Source organism: Neobacillus novalis NBRC 102450 (assembly GCF_001591805.1).
Classification (GTDB): domain Bacteria; phylum Bacillota; class Bacilli; order Bacillales; family Cytobacillaceae; genus Neobacillus; species Neobacillus novalis.
The window spans coordinates 43,211-63,466 of the sequence record NZ_BCVP01000025.1; the positions used below are offsets into that span (position 1 = coordinate 43,211).

The 20,256-nt window shown below is 38.3% G+C and carries 15 protein-coding genes; all 15 read right to left on the bottom strand.

Annotation, left to right across the window (positions count from 1 at the left end):
• Positions 1–438: a PTS mannitol transporter subunit IIA gene (locus tag BANVL01_RS18295; RefSeq protein ID WP_066094985.1), complete on the bottom strand. Its 438-nt coding sequence runs from the start codon at positions 436–438 to the stop codon at positions 1–3.
• The gene (locus tag BANVL01_RS18300) at positions 435–2,564 is read right to left on the bottom strand and encodes a BglG family transcription antiterminator (protein WP_066094982.1); all 2,130 of its coding nucleotides are present in this window, start codon (positions 2,562–2,564) and stop codon (positions 435–437) included. The genes BANVL01_RS18295 and BANVL01_RS18300 overlap by 4 nt, the downstream gene beginning before the upstream one ends.
• A gap of 198 nt (positions 2,565–2,762) precedes the next feature.
• Positions 2,763–4,193, bottom strand: coding sequence for a PTS mannitol transporter subunit IIBC (locus tag BANVL01_RS18305; protein ID WP_066094980.1), 1,431 nt, complete (start codon positions 4,191–4,193; stop codon positions 2,763–2,765).
• A 208-nt stretch (positions 4,194–4,401) separates the two neighbouring features.
• Positions 4,402–5,544, bottom strand: a complete 1,143-nt coding sequence (locus BANVL01_RS18310; RefSeq protein WP_066094977.1) for a mannitol-1-phosphate 5-dehydrogenase — start codon at positions 5,542–5,544, stop codon at positions 4,402–4,404.
• A gap of 5 nt (positions 5,545–5,549) precedes the next feature.
• Positions 5,550–7,640: a BglG family transcription antiterminator gene (locus tag BANVL01_RS18315; protein WP_066094974.1), complete on the bottom strand. Its 2,091-nt coding sequence runs from the start codon at positions 7,638–7,640 to the stop codon at positions 5,550–5,552.
• Positions 7,641–7,725: 85 nt separating this feature from the next.
• Entirely contained in the window at positions 7,726–9,630 is a 1,905-nt protein-coding gene (locus BANVL01_RS18320; RefSeq protein ID WP_066094971.1) for a PTS mannitol transporter subunit IICBA, read from the bottom strand.
• 668 nt (positions 9,631–10,298) lie between these two features.
• Positions 10,299–11,636 carry a glucose-6-phosphate isomerase gene (locus tag BANVL01_RS18325; RefSeq protein WP_066094969.1) on the bottom strand — a complete coding sequence of 446 codons (1,338 nt, stop codon included), beginning with the start codon at positions 11,634–11,636 and terminating at the stop codon, positions 10,299–10,301.
• Between the two features lie 75 nt (positions 11,637–11,711).
• Positions 11,712–12,380, bottom strand: a complete 669-nt coding sequence (gene fsa, locus BANVL01_RS18330) for a fructose-6-phosphate aldolase (protein WP_066094965.1) — start codon at positions 12,378–12,380, stop codon at positions 11,712–11,714.
• A gap of 30 nt (positions 12,381–12,410) precedes the next feature.
• A complete protein-coding gene (gnd, locus tag BANVL01_RS18335; RefSeq protein WP_066094962.1) occupies positions 12,411–13,304 on the bottom strand; it encodes a phosphogluconate dehydrogenase (NAD(+)-dependent, decarboxylating) in 894 nt (297 codons plus the stop codon).
• A 29-nt stretch (positions 13,305–13,333) separates the two neighbouring features.
• Complete coding sequence (gene tkt, locus BANVL01_RS18340) at positions 13,334–15,328, bottom strand: transketolase (protein ID WP_066094959.1); 1,995 nt, start codon at positions 15,326–15,328, stop codon at positions 13,334–13,336.
• Between the two features lie 27 nt (positions 15,329–15,355).
• Complete coding sequence (gene zwf / locus BANVL01_RS18345) at positions 15,356–16,858, bottom strand: glucose-6-phosphate dehydrogenase (RefSeq protein ID WP_066094958.1); 1,503 nt, start codon at positions 16,856–16,858, stop codon at positions 15,356–15,358.
• A gap of 297 nt (positions 16,859–17,155) precedes the next feature.
• Positions 17,156–17,476 (bottom strand): winged helix-turn-helix transcriptional regulator, encoded by a 321-nt coding sequence (locus BANVL01_RS18350; protein WP_066097184.1) that lies wholly within the window; start codon positions 17,474–17,476, stop codon positions 17,156–17,158.
• A gap of 45 nt (positions 17,477–17,521) precedes the next feature.
• Entirely contained in the window at positions 17,522–18,019 is a 498-nt protein-coding gene (locus tag BANVL01_RS18355) for a hypothetical protein (RefSeq protein ID WP_066094956.1), read from the bottom strand.
• 194 nt (positions 18,020–18,213) lie between these two features.
• A complete protein-coding gene (gene rpiA, locus BANVL01_RS18360) occupies positions 18,214–18,885 on the bottom strand; it encodes a ribose-5-phosphate isomerase RpiA (RefSeq protein ID WP_066094952.1) in 672 nt (223 codons plus the stop codon).
• A 27-nt stretch (positions 18,886–18,912) separates the two neighbouring features.
• Positions 18,913–20,238, bottom strand: coding sequence for a glycosyl hydrolase family 18 protein (locus BANVL01_RS18365; RefSeq protein WP_066094949.1), 1,326 nt, complete (start codon positions 20,236–20,238; stop codon positions 18,913–18,915).
• Positions 20,239–20,256 lie beyond the last annotated feature (18 nt).

Genomic DNA, 20,256 nt, shown 5'->3' on the forward strand with positions numbered 1-20,256 from the left:
TTAGTTCACCTCTTCAAATATCGCCAAAATTTCATCGGCTGTTTTTGCGGCAACAAGCTTTTCAATATTTTCTTCCTCCGAACAGACAATTGCAATATTGGATAGAATGTCTAAATGTTCGTTGTCTTTACCAGCAATCCCAATGAGCAGTTTTACAATGTTTCCGGAACCAAAGTCTACCCCTTGTGGAACTTGAACGAATGAAATTCCTGATTCCTTAACTAATAACTTTGAATCCTCGGTCCCATGTGGGATAGCGACAAAATTACCCATATAAGTAGAAGTCAACGCTTCTCTTTCTAGCATCTTTCCAATATAGTTTGCGTCTACATACCCTTTGTCGACAAGAATGCTTCCTGTTACGCGAATAGCTTCTTCTTTTGTCCCTACTGCTGTATTTAATAAAATATTTTCTTTAGCCAAAATGGATTTCGTCATAACGAAACACTCCTTAATTCTTTTAATTTCTCGGTAAAAAATTGATCAAATCTGGCTGTTAGTAATCCCATTATCCTACCGTAGTCACCTGATTGAAAAATGGCTATATTTTCATCACTTTCAATTAGCAATGAGCTTATATAACTTAACACTTCTAATGCATTATCTGAGCTGTTCTCAGGCGATAGCAGCAAAATGAAATTAATCATGTTCATATCATTTTCATCCATGCCCACAACCTTAATGGGCGTTTGCAGAACAGAAATGACAAAGCACGGCTGCTGCACATGTGGTGCTCGCGAATGAAATAATGCCATCCTCGTTTCCGGAATCCCTATTCCTCCAAGTTTTTCTCTTTCGAGGACTTTCTTAACGACGGCTTCCACATCGTCAATCTTTTGTTTTTCATATAGACTTTGACAAAGCTGTGTTAAGATTTCTTCTGTTGTCTTCTTTTCGCTTACTTCGTTTAATTCGAAGTCTTCAAGAATGGTAGCAATCACCCTTGTATATTCTTGGATACCACGCATTTCCTCTATTAACCCGGCTGCACTCTTTTTGCTCACATTGGCATTCAACATGACAGGGAGGTTTTTTTCGGAACTATTCACAATCTTATATTCATTGATAAAGGAACGAATCTTCTCGATCTCATCTTTATTTAAAAAGGGATTGACTACTATATAATCCGATTCGTAATCTGGAATAGGGATTGTGGATATTACTAATTGATAATTATCCTTTTTCATCTTTTTAAATTCCATAACTGACACATTCTGAATGTGTTTCAGCTCTGGGAACTCTTTTTGTAATCTCGTGGCCAGCATTTTAGAGGTACCGATTCCACTTGAACAAACCACCAACGTTCTAAAATTTATAAGATCCCTGCTGCCCAATATCGCGGCACCAAAATGCATAACGAGATATCCCGTTTCCTCATCTGGAAGATAAAAATCATCAAAAACCTGCTTTCCTGCCTGTTTGACAATCGAAAACAATTCAGCATAATCTCGTTTAATTTTATCTAACAACGGGTTACTAATCCCCATCTTTTGTTTCATTCGATAAATAGCAGGCTTTAAATGCATGACGAGCCCTTCAAATAAGGATCGATTTGCCACTAAGTCTAATCCAACTAAATCCCCAACCAGCTCAATTAATTTTTTAGTTTTGATTGCAACCTGTAAGCTGGTATCTTCGTTTAAATATTCATGATCATGCCTTAACTTCGCGCCTTTTAAGTGCATCGTGATGTAGGCAACCTCTGCCTCAGGTATATTAATCGTAAAAACCTGCTCCAACTGAGCAACTATTTTTTCTGCAAACTTATATTCCTTTGTTGCTTTTTGATTTTCTAAATACGATGAATTGATGGTAATCCCTTCGCCTTTTTGAATCCGTTCCACCGCTAGGGCTAAATGAATCACTAACCCAATATAGGCGCTGTCTGCCATCGAAAAGGGTAATTCCTGAACAATTGAATTGACAATTTTTTCGACAATAACAAGCTTTTTCTTTTCAACAAGTCCCATAAGTCGTTCAGATATGGTATGAATTTGCTGGGTCGACCTCTTTTGAATATTTTCTCGTGTTAACGAAAGAATTTCGGATTCATCAAGATACACAGAGATAAGACTGCTCATGGCCCTTCGTTTAGCACCTTCATCTCCTTCGATTTCAACACCATAGCCTCTTCTTCGAATGAGTGCTAATCCAAAGGTTTGTAATCTCTCTTCCAGTTTGGTTAGATCAGCACTGACTGTAGCAATTGTGACATTTAAATCGTTAGCAAGACCAAGCAGTTTAACAGGTGCATTTGTTTCTAGCAGCTCACAGAAAATAATCGTTTGTCGTTCTTCAGGCATGTATTCTGTATGTGAGAGATTAAACAAATATAGTTCTAGTTCGCGAATCTTGGTTTGGTCACCTGTGATTTGGACGCCAACCCCTGATTTTTTTTGTAATGACAGGTTATATTCGCCCAAAATATCTTCTACATTTTTTAAATCCCGATGGATCGTCCTTCCACTAACACCAATTTGTTTGGCAAGGTCTTTCACGGTCATTTCATCCGTATTCTTTAATAAGATTTCAAGGATTTGTCTTTCTCTTGCGGAAATATACATATTTCTCACTCCCTAAAGGTTGACCGTCAATCACCAATCATATGATGTTGCCAAAATTAAATTTTTATACTTACACTATCATTTTAATCCCGTAAATCCCTTTATACAACGGAAGCTATTTATATATTAGTCAACTGCATTGTTGACAACATTAAAATAAGAAAGGCCTAGCATATTTTGTCTAGGCCTTTCGTTCAATTACTTTTGCAAATCATTTATTAATTCGTCATATCTAGGACTATTTAAAAAGTTTTCTACCGAAATATGTGTCGCTTTCGGAAGCTTTGCTTTTGCACGGTCTGTTAAATCTTTGTGCGTAACAACAACGTCAGCATCATTTGGTAAGTTGTTAATCGCTGTGTTTATCACAGTAACATCCAAACCTGCCTTTTTTACCTTATTTCTTAAAATGGATGCACCCATGGCACTTGAACCCATACCGGCATCGCAAGCAAATACGATTTTGTTTACATTCTCAGGAATGATTGCATCTTGTGCGTTTGTTAACACTGAAGAAACAGAGCTTTTCTTGCCTTTCATTTCTTCCATTTTTGCTGCTGCAGAAGATAAGTCCTCATCTGTTGCCTTACTAGTTTTTAAGATCAATGAAGCTACTGCAAAGGATGCAGCTGTTGCCACTAATACCCCTGCAAGGACACCAACAGCACCGCCTTTTGACGTCATTGCCATCAAGGCAAAAATACTACCCGGTGATGGAGCTGCTACAAGTCCGGCATTAAAAAGATTAAAGGTAAATACTCCACTTACTCCTCCTGCCATTGCAGCAAAGATAAGCATAGGTCTCATTAAAATATATGGGAAGTAAATTTCATGGATCCCACCTAAGAAGTGAATAACAACTGCTCCAGGTGCTGTTAATTTCGCAGAGCCCTTACCAAACAACCAGTAAGCAAGGAGGATACCTAATCCCGGTCCAGGATTTGTTTCTAATAAGAATAAAATCGATTTTCCAGCTTTTGCTGCTTGTTCAACCCCTAATGGACTTAAAATCCCATGGTTAATCGCGTTATTTAAGAAAAGTACCTTTGCTGGTTCAATAAAGATGTTTGCTAATGGCAAAACATTTATATCAACAACTATATCTACACCTTTTGCTAAAGCTTTACTTAGCGCTTCAACAACTGGACCTACACCCTTATAAGCTAATAGAGTCAAGACACCACCAAGAATACCTGCTGAGAAGTTATTTACAAGCATTTCAAAGCCAGATTTAATTTTGCCATGAATCGCTTGATCGAACTTCTTTATGACAAAGCCTCCAATTGGACCCATAATCATCGCACCTAGGAACATCGGGATATCCGTTCCAACAATTACGCCCATCGTTGCTGTCGCACCAACGACACCACCACGAATATCGTAGACCATTCGACCACCTGTAAAACCAATTAATAATGGCAGTAAATACGTGATCATCGGTCCAACTAATTTAGCCAAATCCTCATTTGGCCACCTTCCAGAAGGGATGAATAATGCTGTTATTATCCCCCAAGCAATAAACGCTCCGATATTCGGCATGACCATACCACTTAAATAACTACCGAATCTCTGTATCTTCACTTTTACGTCTGCTTTTTCTTTTGCTGTTGCCGTTGCTGTTTCAATCATCTCTTTTCCCCCTTAACTTATTTGTAGAACTTTCTATATTTAGATTAAAGCGTTTTCAAAATTCAATCAATAAATACAAAACTTCATTTTGTCTTAATGATTGTTGCCAACATTAATCTACTAAAGTAATCAGGGCGACAGAAAATAATTAAACAAAAAAAGGTCTGTCCCGCCACTTTAAAGCAGCGAAGGACTGACCTCCTTTTTCTTATTTCTTGAGTATATTGTAATGACTTACTACCTCGTTTGTGATTTCACTGTTTTCATCCAACCCGCTTACTTCTTTGAGCGCAGCAGGAAGCCCCTTTTCTTTAATCATCGCTTGCAGCTTTACTGCTTCGTCATCTTCTTGGTATTCAAAAAGCAGGGCCGAGGCAATTGCCCTTGCAAGATTTGTGTATGAGAGCCCCGCTTTCGCTGCTTCCGTTGCAGGACGCACGAGACGATCGTTTGGACCAAGCTTACGGAGCGGTGAACGGCCAACTCTTGTCACATCATCATTCAAATAGGCATTTTTAAAACGGCTAATAATTTTTTCGATATATTGGCTGTGATCCTCTGGATTTAAGCCATATTGTTTGATTAAATAAGCACCCGTTTCGCCAAGTGTCGCTTGAACTTGTTTCACAATCTTTTCATCTGCTAATGCTTGATCAATCGTAGACTTGTTCTCTAGATAACCAAGGTAGGCAATGACGGCATGACCGGTGTTTACTGTAAACAGCTTTCGCTCGATAAATGGAGCGAGGTCTGAAACAATCTTCATCCCTTCAATCGGAGGAATGCTTTCGCTTGTCTCTACAACCCATTCATAATATGGTTCAACTAGTACATCGAGGGAGCCATGATTGTTTTGAATTGGGACGATCCGGTCAACGGCAGAATTAAAGAAATACACTTTGCCCGCTAAATTTGCTTTCGTCTCATCATCTAAATGTTCGAAAATATAGCCTTTTAACAAATCGGTCGCCGAAATTTGGTTTTCACAGGCAATCACATATAACTTTTCTGTGTTTGTCTTAACCCGTTCGGTTAACCCCTTCGCAATCAACGGGGCAATCCGCGGGAGGATATTCGGGCCAATTGCAGTCGTAAGGTAGGCTGCATCCTTTATTGCTGCGATCACTTCATTTTCTTGTGTCATATTGTTTAATCCTGACACGTTATCTACCGTGACCGTTTCTTGTTTATCTGTAGCCAACTTTACTTGATAATGCTTTTTCTCATTTAACTGGCTAATAATTTGATCGGCAATATCAACAAAGGTCACATGATAACCCGATTGTGAAAAAAGTGCGCCGATAAATCCTCTTCCAATATTCCCTGCTCCAAAATGGATGGCTAGTTTCATTTTTATCATTCCTTTAGTATATTTGTGTGAAGATAATCCAAAAAGACGGATTCCAATTTTGTCCGAATCATCTCTTCATTGGCTGATGAAAAAATCAGAATGGCGGCATGATTTTCAATTAAACTTGTGCTAATCAAGCTTACGATTTCCTGCTCTCTGATACTTAATTCCTCGGGTGCCAGCATTAACAGTACATTCTTCATGTACATATTCTTTCCATCCATACCTTTTACAAGTATAGGCTGCTCCAAATGAGAAGCCTGGAATATGAGTTCATGAACGTTCTTATTTCTACAGTGAAATAGTGCCAACCCGGTATTTGGAATACCGAGCCCGCCTTTTCGTTCCCGAGCTTCTATCGCTTCCAGCACATCACTTGAATCTATTAACAGCCCATTCTTTTCAGCCAGTTTTACCATTTCTTCTAAAATCAGATTATGGCCTTTTAGATGCGGCATCCGATAAACGCAGAAGTTATTTAAAACAGACTGAATACTTTGATATACATCCTTTATCTCCTGTAATAATTCCCCTAAAGTGACACTTGTAAAACTGGCTGCTTGAGCCTTTTTGGGAGCTGGCTTTAGATAATTCTTATTTTCTGTTATAGTCTCGATGTTATCCCTGATGAAATTCCTGATGGTTACGATATTTTCTTCACTTAAGAGTGGCGAAACAAGGATATAGTCTAGATTTGTAAATGGGAGTTTAACGGTAGAGATAATCAGATCATAGCTGCTAAAATTATTTTGCTGCTGCATTTCTTTCATCGATTTGATCTCGATAGACCCAATTCCTACGATTTTCTTCTTAATTCGGCTGGCCAGTATCTTAGACGTGCCAATGCCTGTTGGGCATACAACCAGCGCCTTTATCGACAGATCTTCTTCCTGCATCACTAAAGCCGAACCAAAATGGAGAACGATGAAGGCTATTTCATCATCAGGAAAGTCTGGAATATCGATAAAATACTTTTCAATGCTATTCTTAACAGCTAAAAACAGAAACGGATATTTTCGTTTAATTTCCTCTTTTAACGGGTTAAACAATCCCATTTCTTGTTTAATTCGATATAGTGCAGGCTCCATATGGGCAAGCAGTCCCTGATACAAAGAAAAATCCTTAGTTAAATCCACATGAAGTTGTGAAGATACATGTTCGATTACGTTTTTTATCCTTTTGCTAAGGACAACACTATCATATGGAACAATATCGACGGCTTGAAGTTTAGAACCTTTAAGGATTGCCGCCAAAAAGTGTACATCATCTTTCGTAAACTCGACTGAAAATGACGATTCAATTCGCTGACAAATTTCCCTGATAAGGTTATATTCATTCGTCTGCTCATTGAGAAAATCTGCATCTTCCTCTAATAGAAAAGAGCCTTCCGTCCTTTGCATGGTAATACAAATATGTACGATTAGACCGATATAATCGCTATATGCAAGACGATGCTGCAAATGATTAAAAGTAGTATTTACTTCTCGATATATCGCAAAAAGGTAGTCTGGACGAAAATAAAACAAAATGACTTCTTGAAAGCTCTTTTCATTTTCCAACAAAAACAAACTTTCCATTAGTTCTTCATTAAAATGAAGCAATATATAACTTGCCAGGGCTCTCCGTTTGTTTGATTCCGAGCCGTTTAGATCGACTCCGACTCCCCTTTTTCTAGTAATCTGCACATTAAAATGACGAAGCCACTCTGTCATTTCATCCAAATAGATGGTTAGGGTTGTAATGCTAACACCAAGGTCATTGGCTAACGTCTGAATTTTAAAGGACTCCTCTTGCACCAGAGAGATAAGGAGCAGCAGTTTTTTTTCCTGTGGTGTTTGATCAATTGGGTCAATGTTCATTAAATACTGAATCAGGCGAAATATTTGCTCATTCTTCCCCTCAATCATGAGCCCTTTATTGATATTACGGACTAAATGAAGCGCAAATGAGTCAAGAATTTTTTCTACCGCTTTTAAATCCCGTTGGATCGTTCGTCCACTCACATTTAAGTATGCAGCAATCGACGCAGCAGTATGATTACCTGATGTTTTAACGATTAATTCAATGATTGCTTTTTCCCTTGAAGTTATATACATGCAACCAACTCGTTTCTGGTAAAAAGTACACGAGGAAAAGTGAATAGAAAAGCTGCAAATGCGGCTTTTCTATTCGGTAAATAAATTATTTATCATTTAAAATGTCCATGATTTCTCTTGCTGATTTTGCTTCAACTAGTTTTTCTATATTGGCCATATCAGAACAAGTAACGGCAATTCCAGATAAGATTTCAAGATGTGTTCCATCTTTTCCGGCAATACCGAAAATCAATCGTACCTTCTGACCGTCAAAGTCTACACCATTCGGTACTTGTAAAACCGTAAAACCAGAATTCAGGACATCCTTTTTCGCTTCTTCAGTACCATGTGGAATCGCGACATCGTTGCCCATATAGGTGGATGTCATTTCGTCACGTGCGATCATCGCATCAATATAGCTTTCCCTTACATACCCTGCTTTGACCAGCACATTGCCAGCGAAACGAATCGCCTCTTCTTTTGATGCAAATTCTTGGTTAAGGAAGATATTTTCTTCACGCAGTAAAGCATCATCAGTGTGCGGGTCACCGCTTGGAACAGCCGCTTCTGCGTCTTCCACGATTTCCTGAAGTTCAGCCGTTTCAGGATTTTTTATCCGATTAATTAACTTATCGTATTCAGGGCTTGATAGGAAGTTATCAACCGAAATATGATAGGCATTTGGCACTTGTTTCTGGGCTCTTGGTGTCAACTCTTCCTGCGTAATAACAATTTGTGCATCTGAAGGCAGGTTACTAATCGCCGTATTGGTAACTGCAATGTTCATTCCTGCTTCTTTTACCTTTTTTCGAAGAAGGGACGCGCCCATTGCACTTGATCCCATTCCAGCATCACAGGCAAAAATAATTTTGTTGACGTTTTCTGGCATCGTACTAGGATTAGTAGCAAAGACATTAGAAACAGAGCTTTTCTTGCCTTTCATTTCTTGCATTTTTCTTGCTGCTTCTTCAATGTCTTCATCCTTTTGCTTACCCGTTTTTAGAATGAAAGATGAAAGCACAAAGGATACGATTCCAGCTACTAAGACGCCGGCAATGTTTGCTAGATAAGCACTCGCTTGCGGCGGGGTAACGGCCATAATGGCAATAATACTACCCGGTGACGCGGGAGAAGCTAATCCCCCACCTAAAAGCATCAATGTAAAGATACCGCTCATTCCGCCTAGAATGACTGCAAAAAACAACATCGGACGCATTAAAATATATGGGAAGTAAATTTCATGAATTCCGCCAAAGAACTGAATAATCGCTGCGCCTGGTGCTGACCTTTTGGCAGTCCCTTTTCCAAAAATACTGAAAGCCAGCAGGACACCGATACCAGGTCCTGGGTTTGCTTCAAGTAGAAATAGAATGGATTTCCCTGTTGTTTTCGCTTGCTCTAACCCAATTGGCGACAACACCCCATGGTTAATCGCATTATTTAAGAACAATACTTTTGCAGGCTCGATAATGATACTTGTCAATGGCAGCAATCCTGTTGCCAATAACCAATCAACACCGGTAATAAGCCAGCCTGTAAATGTGGTAACGGCAGGACCAATGGCTAAAAAGGCTAAAATCGCCAAAAATCCACCAAGGATCCCTGCTGAGAAATTGTTCACAAGCATTTCAAAGCCTGCTTTAACTTTTCCTTCAATCAGCTGATCAAATTTTTTAATAATATATCCGCCAAGCGGTCCCATAATCATCGCCCCGAGAAACATCGGGATATCTGCTCCGACAATGACACCCATTGTCACAATCGCCCCGACGACACCACCTCGTTGATCGTGTACGAGCTTACCGCCTGTATATCCGATTAAAAGCGGAAGCAAGTAAGTGACCATTGGATCAACCAATTTGGCAAGGCTTTCATTTGGGCGGATACCAGTAGGAATAAATAGTGCAGTAATTAACCCCCATGCAATGAAAGCAGAAATATTCGGCATTACCATCGAACTTAGGAAGTTACCGAACTTTTGGACAGCTACTTTTATATTAGATTGAGCCATGTGCTCTCATCCTTTCATTATTGTATTACCTTATACATGGTAAAGTACGAACCCCCTTCATTCAATAAAGAGGAAGGCTAACTTTGTCATACTAAAGGCGACAAAATTAGTGTTTCTCAAAGAACAAGCGGTTATGCCTCCCCATCATTGCACTAATATCTCAAATTTCTTAGCAGTTCTTTGATGATAATCCCCTTGTTTCAAGGAATACTACGTTTTCAATCAAACGTTTGGTTAGTTTTTAAAATACTAATCAAATGTTTGATTAATATCGGATCAATGGCTTATAAATAAAGGGTTTTATCCTTGAAATCGGATAAAATACTGTCGAAAATAAGACTCTTCTTTATATCTTTATGCACAAACCGTGACGAAAAATAGGTCTTTTCCGCTCATATTACACGCTTCTACAGGTATACCCATATTCTCTTATTAACTAAACGTTTAATTGAATTTGGACTTAGTCCTTCTCCCGTTTGGTTTTTTCCCGGGAAATTGATTAAAATGATGTCGATAACACGCTCGACTTTCTTTTCATAAAATACCCTTTCCTAAAAGAGACAGAGACTACCAGGTGTTGAACCTGATGATAAATAATAGAATACCCTTATAAGGAGCTGTCATTAACTAAGCTCACAAATAAGGGTATTTTTATACTTTATATATCGTTATTTATTTAACCGTTTTAGCAAAACTTCTTTTTCCGCTTCATAACCTGGCTTACCTAGTAACGCAAACATATTTTTCTTATATGCCTCTACACCAGGTTGGTCAAACGGGTTTACACCTAGCAAATGTCCACTTATAGCAGTAGCTTTTTCAAAGAAGTATATCATTTCACCGAATGTAAATTCATTTAATTGATCCAATTCGACGACTAAATTTGGAACACCGCCGTCTACATGAGCCAACACGGTACCTTGGAAAGCCTTTTTATTGACTTCATCCATTGTTTTTCCAGCTAAAAAGTTCAAACCATCTATGTTATCTGGGTCTGCTTGAATGGTTAGCTCGATTTGTGGCTTTTTAACTTGAAGGACCGTTTCGAACAAATCACGTCGTCCCTCTTGCACATATTGTCCCATCGAGTGTAAGTCAGTTGAAAAATCAACAGAAGCAGGAAATAGTCCTTTTTGATCTTTCCCTTCACTCTCACCATTTAATTGTTTCCACCATTCAGAAACGTAATGAAGCGATGGTTCATAGTTTACTAAAAGTTCAATTGTTTTTCCTTTACGATATAGGGCATTACGCACGGCTGCGTATTGGTAACTTTCATTTGTGGAAAGCTCAGGGTTATTGTATTTTTTAGCAGCTGCCTTTGCTCCTTCCATCATTTTATCGATATCCAGACCAGCTGTCGCGATTGGTAAAAGACCTACTGCAGTTAAAATGGAATATCTTCCACCAACATCATCAGGAATCACAAATGTTTCATACCCTTCTGCATCAGCTAATTGTTTTAGTGCCCCTTTTGCTTTGTCAGTGGTCGCATAAATACGTTTTTTTGCTTCTTCTTTGCCGTATTTTTTCTCTAAATAGTCGCGGAAAATGCGGAAAGCTACAGCAGGTTCGGTTGTTGTACCAGATTTAGAGATAACATTTACAGATATATCTTTACCCTCAAGCAACTCTAGCAAATGGGTAATATATGTAGAGCTAATGTTTTGACCTGCAAAATATACTTGAGTTTTACCGTTCATTTGATTATGGAATGTATGGGAAAGCGCCTCAATGGCTGCTCTTGCCCCTAAATAAGATCCTCCGATTCCGATGACAATTAAAGCATCTGAATTGCTGCGAATTCTTTCTGCAGCCTTTTTAATTCTTGAAAACTCTTCTTTATCATAATTATTCGGTAAATCTACCCAACCAAGAAAATCAGATCCTGGCCCCTTTTTGTCGTGTAATCTATTGTGAGCAACTTTCACAAATTCATCTAAATAATCAACTTCGTTCTGATTCATAAATGATAAGGCGTTAGAGTAATCGAAAGAAATAGTCATGTAAAATCCTCCCAAATTAGATGTAAAAATAGGAGCAATCAGCGATTTCACTGATTGCTATATGTCTAAAAAACCCTAGTTTTTTGTCGTTTTAGCCCAATCAGCAGCAAATTTCTCAATCCCTTGATCAGTTAATGGATGTTTAGTAAGCTGCTCAATAACACTGTAAGGAATCGTAGCGATATGAGCACCTGCCATCGCTACACGTGTTACATGGTCTGGGTGGCGAACGGATGCAGCAATGATTTGCGCATCTAAGTTATGAATGCGGAATAATTCTGCGATTTTACTTACTAATAGGACACCATCTTCAGAAATATCATCTAATCGGCCTAAGAATGGTGATACATATGCTGCACCTGCGCGAGCAGCTAATAGCGCTTGGTTCACCGTGAAGATAAGTGTCACATTGACCTTAACACCTTTTTTAGCAAGATAACGTGTAGTCTCTAATCCCGCAACATTCATAGGAACTTTAATAGTGATGTTTTTATCTCCGCCGTTAATTTTAATCAGCTCGTCAGCTTCTGCAATCATTTCTTCAGCTGTTACTGCGTTTGGAGTTACTTCTGCAGAAACAGATTCAACTTCTGGTACAGCTTGTAAAATTTCTGCGATACGATCTTCGAATTTAACGCCTTCTTTAGCAACTAATGATGGGTTGGTTGTTACACCAGATAAAACGCCCATTTTATAGGCCTTTTGAATATCCTTTAGGTTAGCAGTGTCGATAAAAAATTTCATGAAAATATTCCTCCATTTTAATAAGAGTTTTTAGTTTTTTTCTACGGCATGTCCACCAAACTCGTTGCGAAGAGCGGCGACAACTTTTCCTGTAAATGTATCATTTTCTAGTGAACGGTTGCGCATCAACAAGGACATGGTGATAATTGGAGCGGCAACTTGGAGATCAAGTGCGGTTTCAACCGTCCATTTCCCTTCACCGGAAGAATGCATAATACCTTTGATTTGATCCAGCTTCGCATCTTTAGAAAAGGCATGTTCAGTTAATTCCATTAACCATGAGCGAATGACTGAACCGTTATTCCATACTCTTGCGACTTTTTCATAGTCGTAATCAAATTCGCTTTTTTCTAATACCTCAAATCCTTCACCAATTGCAGCCATCATGCCATACTCAATTCCATTATGAACCATTTTAAGGAAATGGCCGCCTCCTGCTTTACCTGTAAAAATATAGCCATTTTCTACAGCAGTATCACGGAAAATAGGTTCTACAACCGCCCAAGCTTCCGGATCTCCTCCTACCATATAGTTTGCTCCATTACGAGCACCTTCCATACCGCCAGATGTTCCTGCGTCCATATAGCTAACGCCAATTTCCTTTAGTTGATTATAACGGCGGATGGATTCTTTATAATGGGAGTTCCCAGCTTCAATTACGATATCGCCTTTTTCCAACAGCGGTGTCATTTCACTAAGAACCGAATCCACAACTGGATGTGGTACCATAATCCAAAGTACTCTCGGTTTGTCTAACGATAAGAAAAGTTCACTTAGATTAGTTGTTCCTTTCGCCCCATATTGTTGTATATCTACTACAGCATTAGGATTTAAGTCATATGCTGTAACTTGATGTTGATGATCAATTAAGTTTTTTCCAAGATTTAACCCCATTTTACCTAAACCAATTAAGCCGACTTCCATGTTTTTCACCCCTAATGTTATGTCTAGATTTAAGAATTTAATAAACTTTTAGTTGTTTGAACAATGTTTGCTGTTGTAAATCCAAATAACTCCATTACAGCTGCTCCAGTTCCCGAAGCACCATATGTCTCGATAGATACAATTTTCCCTTCATGTCCTACATAACGATCCCATCCAAGAGAGATTCCCATTTCAATTGCCACTCGTTTTGTGATGGAAGAAGGTAGTACGAATTCTTTATATTGCTCTGATTGACGATTGAATAGTTCCCAACTTGGCATAGCCACAACACGTACTGAGATATTGTCTTTCTCAAGTTCTGTTTTAGCGTCGACAGCTAAAGAAACCTCGGAACCTGTGGCCAGAAGAATAACATTTGGTTCTCCATTTGTTTGAGTTAACACATATGCACCTTTTGAAAGATTATCAATATTTGCTTTTGTTTCATCAAACACCGGTAAGTTTTGCCGGCTTAAAACTAATGCAACAGGACCTTCCGTTTGATTTAAAGCGTAGCCCCACGCACTTGCTGTTTCATTTGCATCGGTTGGACGAATGACTGTAAGTCCCGGAATGGCACGAAGAGCTGCAAGATGTTCAACTGGTTCATGGGTCGGACCGTCTTCACCTACCGCGATTGAATCATGTGTAAATACATAAGTGATAGGAAGCTTTTGTAATGCAGCTAAACGAATAGATGGGCGTAAGTAATCATTGAAAACAAAGAATGTACTTACAAATGGTTTCACACCACCATGGAGAGCCATTCCATTACCAGCTGCCCCCATTGCATGTTCACGAACGCCAAAGTAGATGTTTCTGCCTGCATATGATTCAACCGCGAAAGGAGCTTCCCCTTTTATATCAGTCATCGTGGACCCAGAAAGGTCTGCACTTCCTCCAAAGATTGAAGGAACTTTTTTAACAAAATGATTGATTGCCATGCCACTAGCTACACGTGTGGAAACGGCCTTTTCAGTTGAAAAAGTTAATATATCTTTGACATCAAGCAGCACTTTTCCATCGATTGCATCTTCAAGTTCGCTTCCTAGTTGTGGATAGGCAGCTTTATAGGCTTTAAACAATTCATCCCATTTATTTTCAACTTGTACTCCATTTTGTTTCAATGCTTCAAAGTGAGCTTTTACTTCTTCCGGTACATAGAAATCTTCTTCGTATTCCCAGCCATACGCCTTTTTGGTTTCTTTTGCTTCCTCAGCTCCAAGTGGGTTACCGTGTGCTTTATTCGTTCCAGAAACTTTAGGGCTGCCAAAACCAATAATCGTTCTAACTTCGATTAATGTTGGCTGCTCTTGATTTAATTTCGCTTCTGCAATAGCTTTTGTGATTTCTTCGACATTATTTCCATCTTCTACACGCAAATACTGCCAATGAGCAGATTCAGCTCTTTTTTTAATATCTTCAGAGAATGAAAGATTTAATTCACCGTCTAAGGAAATATCATTAGAATCATATAAGGTAATTAACTTACCTAGTTTCATATGGCCAGCCATGGACATTGCTTCATAAGAAATACCTTCTGATAAATCTCCATCTCCAACGATTGTGAAAGTATAGTGATCAACTATTGGGTATGCTTCTTTATTAAATTTCGCCGCTAAATGAGCTTCAGCCATCGCCATTCCTACAGCATTGGCAATCCCCTGTCCCAATGGGCCAGTTGTAACATCAACACCATCTGTATGACCAAATTCAGGGTGGCCAGGTGTTTTACTGTTTAATTTACGGAAGCTTTTCAAATCTTCAATAGATACATCATAGCCGCTAAGATGAAGCAAGCTATATAACATACTAGAACCATGACCAGCAGATAAAACGAAGCGATCACGATTGAACCATTTTGAATGATTAGGATTATGTGACAAATGATTTGCCCAAAGTGCATAAGCCATTGGTGCTGCTCCCATTGGCAATCCCGGATGACCAGAGTTTGCACGGTTAATGGCATCGATTGATAAAGTACGAATCGTATTCACAGCTAAAGTTTCAATTGCTCTATTCATAAAATTTCCTTCCTCCTCGGAACTTGCTTATTGTGCTACTAATTCTTGAACGGGCTCACTTAAATCTTGTAACTTTTCATCATCGAGCCACCATTTGAATCCATCCTCCTCAAGCAATCGATGTGCTGCCGTAGGACCGTTGGTACCTGCTGGATATAAATGAAGGGGTAAGAGGTTTTCTTTAAAAGCCTCAAGGATAGGTTGTACCCACTGCCATGACAATTCTACTTCTTTCCAATGAGCAAAGAACGTGGAATCCCCACGAATAGCATCAAAAATCAATCGTTCATATGCTTCAGGTACTTCTTTTTGTTCATTTGAAAAACCAATCTTCACAGGTTCTATTTTTCCATTCTTAGGATTCCTGCTGTTTAGTTGTAAGGATACATTTTCATTAGGACCAATCTCGATCATCAAAAGATTTGATGCCACTTTATTTGCCCAACCCTTTTGACCAGCATTTTTGAATTCAATAACAATCCGTGTAGATTTTTCAGCCATTCTTTTTCCTGTTCGAATATAGAATGGCACCCCTTGCCAAAATGGATTGTCAATCCAAAGTCTTGCTGCCACAAAGGTATCATTTTGGGAGGAAATATCAATTCCCGGTTCATTTCGATAACTTACAACCGGCCTACCCAATATCTCGCCTGAACGATATTGACCACGAACAATATTTAAAATAACATCCTCTTTTTTTAATGGACGAACAGATTCGATCACTTTTTTCTTTTCATTTCTGATTTCATTCTGGCTGATTTTCTTTGGCATATGCATAGCAGTCATCATCAAGATTTGCAGCATATGATTTTGAACCATATCACGAATGGCACCTGATTGATCATAATATCCGGCACGTTCTTCAACCCCAACCGTCTCACTAGCAGTAATTTGAACATTCGCAATATGCTGGTTGCTCAATAGAGTTTGAATGACGGGATTTAAAAATTGTAAATCCCCCAAATTTTGAATCATCGACTTACCTAGGTAATGGTCAATTCGATAGATTTCATCTTCTTCAAAAACGTTGCTTAATTTTGCATTTAGCTCCCGTGCTGACTCTATATCGCGTCCAAATGGTTTTTCGATAATGAGTCGTTTCCATCCTTTTGTAGAACCTAACCCACTTTCTTTAATATTTAAGGAAATGACATCAAAGAACGCAGGTCCGACGGATAGGTAGAACATCCGATTTTCCGGAATATTTAGTTCACTTTCACGTTGTTGAACAAGGTTTAGAAGCTTCCCATAGTCATCAACGTTTGTTGCATCTAGTTTCTGGTAACGAAATGCAGAAAGGAAAGCATCCATTTTGTCGCGGTCGTCCACAACACGCCTTGAAAATGTCTTGATTGATTGCTCGACATGATTTTCAAACTGACTATCGGACACTTCACGTCTACCAAGTCCAATAATTGAAATCGATTGAGGCATTTTTTGATCAAGATATAAATTATATAAGGCAGGAAATATTTTTCTCTTCGCTAAATCACCTGTTGCGCCAAATAAGACGAAAGTCATTCCGTTCATATTCATTCCTCCTTGCTGCTGCTTTCAATTTATTCTATCCATTGTTTCAATTTCGTTTTACTAAATTCTCGAATCTGAGATATTACTGAAAAAGAAAAGCCCCTATTGCCTCTCAAATACCAAATTACTCATAGTATTTTTGTTCCTAGGTAACTTTATGTAACCATAATAATACTTTTTTATTCGTTCGTCAAGATATTTGTGTCTAATTTGTGAACTGGTAAATCATTGAAGTATCTACGGTGAAATCAACAAATAAAATATCCCAAAAGAATGTACTTTTGGGATTGCCTCACTTTATTTAATTTTCATCCATTTCATTGCCCATTGACTAATAGGTCCAAGAATTTTCGCTAATTCATTACCTTTTTTGGTTAATAGGTATTCTGTTCTTACTGGCCTTTCAGGGATAACATGACGTAAAACGATCCCATGCTCTTCCAATTCTTTCATTCTCTCCGTTAGCACTCGCTTACTTAAATCAGGGATCATTGTATGAATTTCACTAAAGCGTTTCGGTCCACTTAATAATACATAAATAATCAGCCCTGTCCATCTTTTTCCAATTAATTCAAAAGATTTTTCAATCTCCGGACAAAGTTCTGCCTGTTCTTCTATCAAATATCTCACTCTCCTTTTTTATTGGAATCAGAAGAAAAATTATCAACAAGCTATCTTTTTCTTTTGTACAGCAATTTTAACATCTAGATTAGGAACGTTTAATAATCCTTCTAACACTGAAAGTTTTGCCTTATGTTCCTGGATTTCTATATCACTAACAACGTTTGTTTGTTTATTATTATAGATCATTTTCCTTACTAATTCCTTGAATTTTGGAGATTCAATTAATAAATAATCAATTAGTTCGATTGCAGCCTGCTTTTCCAGTTCATTCTTAACTGCAAAGATACTTTGTTGATCCGGATCAAATACAACGATAGATTGTAAATCCTCTGTAATTCTTAAACCAAAGTAGCTTTTTTTCGTTCCGTAAAATTCATTATTCCGTATCCGCATTAAATCTACGCCAACCATCATTTCATAATAAGGAATGTTCTTATTTGGATATTGAAAACCACTAAGTTCAATGTTTGAAATTTCGTCAATAAATATTTCCTTTTCAAACTTAGTTTGGATAACCTTTGATTCTATCAAGTTCATTATTAAGACCTCACTTTTAATTTTTCTTTATATAATAAATTATTTGAACGAAAAGTAACAAGTGTATAAAAAGTAACCTGATTATATATAATATTATAGTTAATTAAGGTGAATAAGTCAATTACCTAATTTTTACTGCCCTCTAGCACTATATAGAAAAAATCATAAACCCCTTCATGTAAATCATGAAGGGGTTATACTCGTCCATTAATGATAATGTTCTTTTCTCTATTCAAGGTAATGACTTTATCGGCCATTCCAACAAAAAGTCCATTTTCGACAACACCCGGGATCAGATTCATGTTTTTCTCGAGTTCACCAGGTTGGCCAATTATGGGGAATATGCAATCAATAATATAGTTACCATTATCGGTTAAAAATGGGGCCCCCTTGTTTTGCCTTAGCTGTGGGCTACATCCAAGATTTTGAATATGTTTCATCGTCATTTCATATCCAAAAGGCACCACTTCTACTGGAAGTGGGAATGACCCTAATTTATTCACCCTTTTATGGGGGTCGGCTATAACGATAAAAGATTTAGCTGCTTTTGCGATAATTTTCTCTCTTAAAAGGGCACCACCTCCTCCTTTAATGAGATTAAAATCATCATCAACTTCATCTGCACCATCGATTGCTAAATCAATTTGTTCAATTTCATTAAACGTAACAAGTGGGATTCCTACTTCTTTTGCCAATTTCTCCGTTTGGATTGAAGTTGGAATCCCTTTAATAGATAGTCCCTCTTCAACCAGTTTTCCAAGCTTAGATATGGTATGAAATACAGTAGACCCCGTTCCAAGTCCAACGACCATACCATCTTTCACGTATTCTACAGCCTTTTCTCCAACCACTTTTTTATCATTCAAGGATTTTTACCTCCTTTTTTTGTACCATTAATGCACATTGAATTCATCTAGTATCATTTCCTCGGTCTGAGGCATAGTTAGACCGAGGTGCCAGCAGCCCATCCCCGCTAATCCATATTGTCGAATAACACGGAGTTTAACAAGCAAGCTTCGCGGGTCTTCAAACCACACTTCATGTAACTTTCCTTTATTATCAACATAACGAAACGATGGGGCAGCAGCATTTTCATCATAGTGAATCGGACTTTGATATCCAGTATATAAATCAATCGCATGTTGGGTCGAATAAGCAGAGCCAGAACGCTTATTACTTCCTATTACCCAATCATACGCATATTGTGGAATTCCCAACATCAGCTTTGATCTATCAACAACTGAGACAGCATAATCCAGAGTGGCTCTGACTCTGTCTATTGGGGCAATTGGACCAGAAGGACCTCCAGGCCAATGCCAATCATATGTCATCAAGAACATTTTATCCAGAAATTTCCCCAGCGTTTTGTAATCATAAGCTGTGGAATAGGATGGGACCCGATCTCCTTCTTTTGGCGGAACGGCCATCATAACTTCCATTCCTGCTGGATGAAGCTTTGCAGCTAATTCTTTAATAAACAAATTGAGGTTATCTCGATCTTGCGTTTTCACCTGTTCAAAGTCAACGACAATCCCTTTGTAATCATGACTATCCAATAGGGAATAAATATTATTAACCAGCTTTTTCCTTAACCAAGGCGTACTTATTAATCGATGAGTAAGATTTGGATCAAACCCTTTTTCGCTTAAATTTGTAATTGTAGCATATGGTGAGAGATTCTCTTTCCAAGCAATCTTATGTGCTTGGTTTTCAGGTGTTTCAATGATGTTGCCTTGTTCATCGGAACGATACTCAAACACGAAAATACTTGAAAGGGTCTTTTTATAATTATTCAGCATCCAAGCGTTGGTATTCTTATCTTTTGGAACAAAATAGGTTCCGGTCCATACATTCATTTTTGGAGGGCGAGGAATACTTAATTTCTGGCCGGGCACAATGACACGACTGTTTAAATGATTTTGTTGCATTAATGTTTCTTCGCTAATGGCATGACGATTAGCAATCGCCCAAATACTGTCACCCGCTTGTACAAAATAAGTTGAACCAGGTATCAACATCGCCTGGCCAAGGACTAATTGGCTATTCTTAGCTAAACCATTTAGTTTAGCAAGTTCATCACTATCAATTTTGTATTGTTTTGATATTTTGGTTAGGCTATCTCCTGACTTCACTTCATGGATGACTTGAGCGTAAGTCAATATAGGAGTCATTACTACCATATAAGCCGCAATCATCAATATCAATAAATTCTTAGCCATAAATATCCCCCTGGAAAA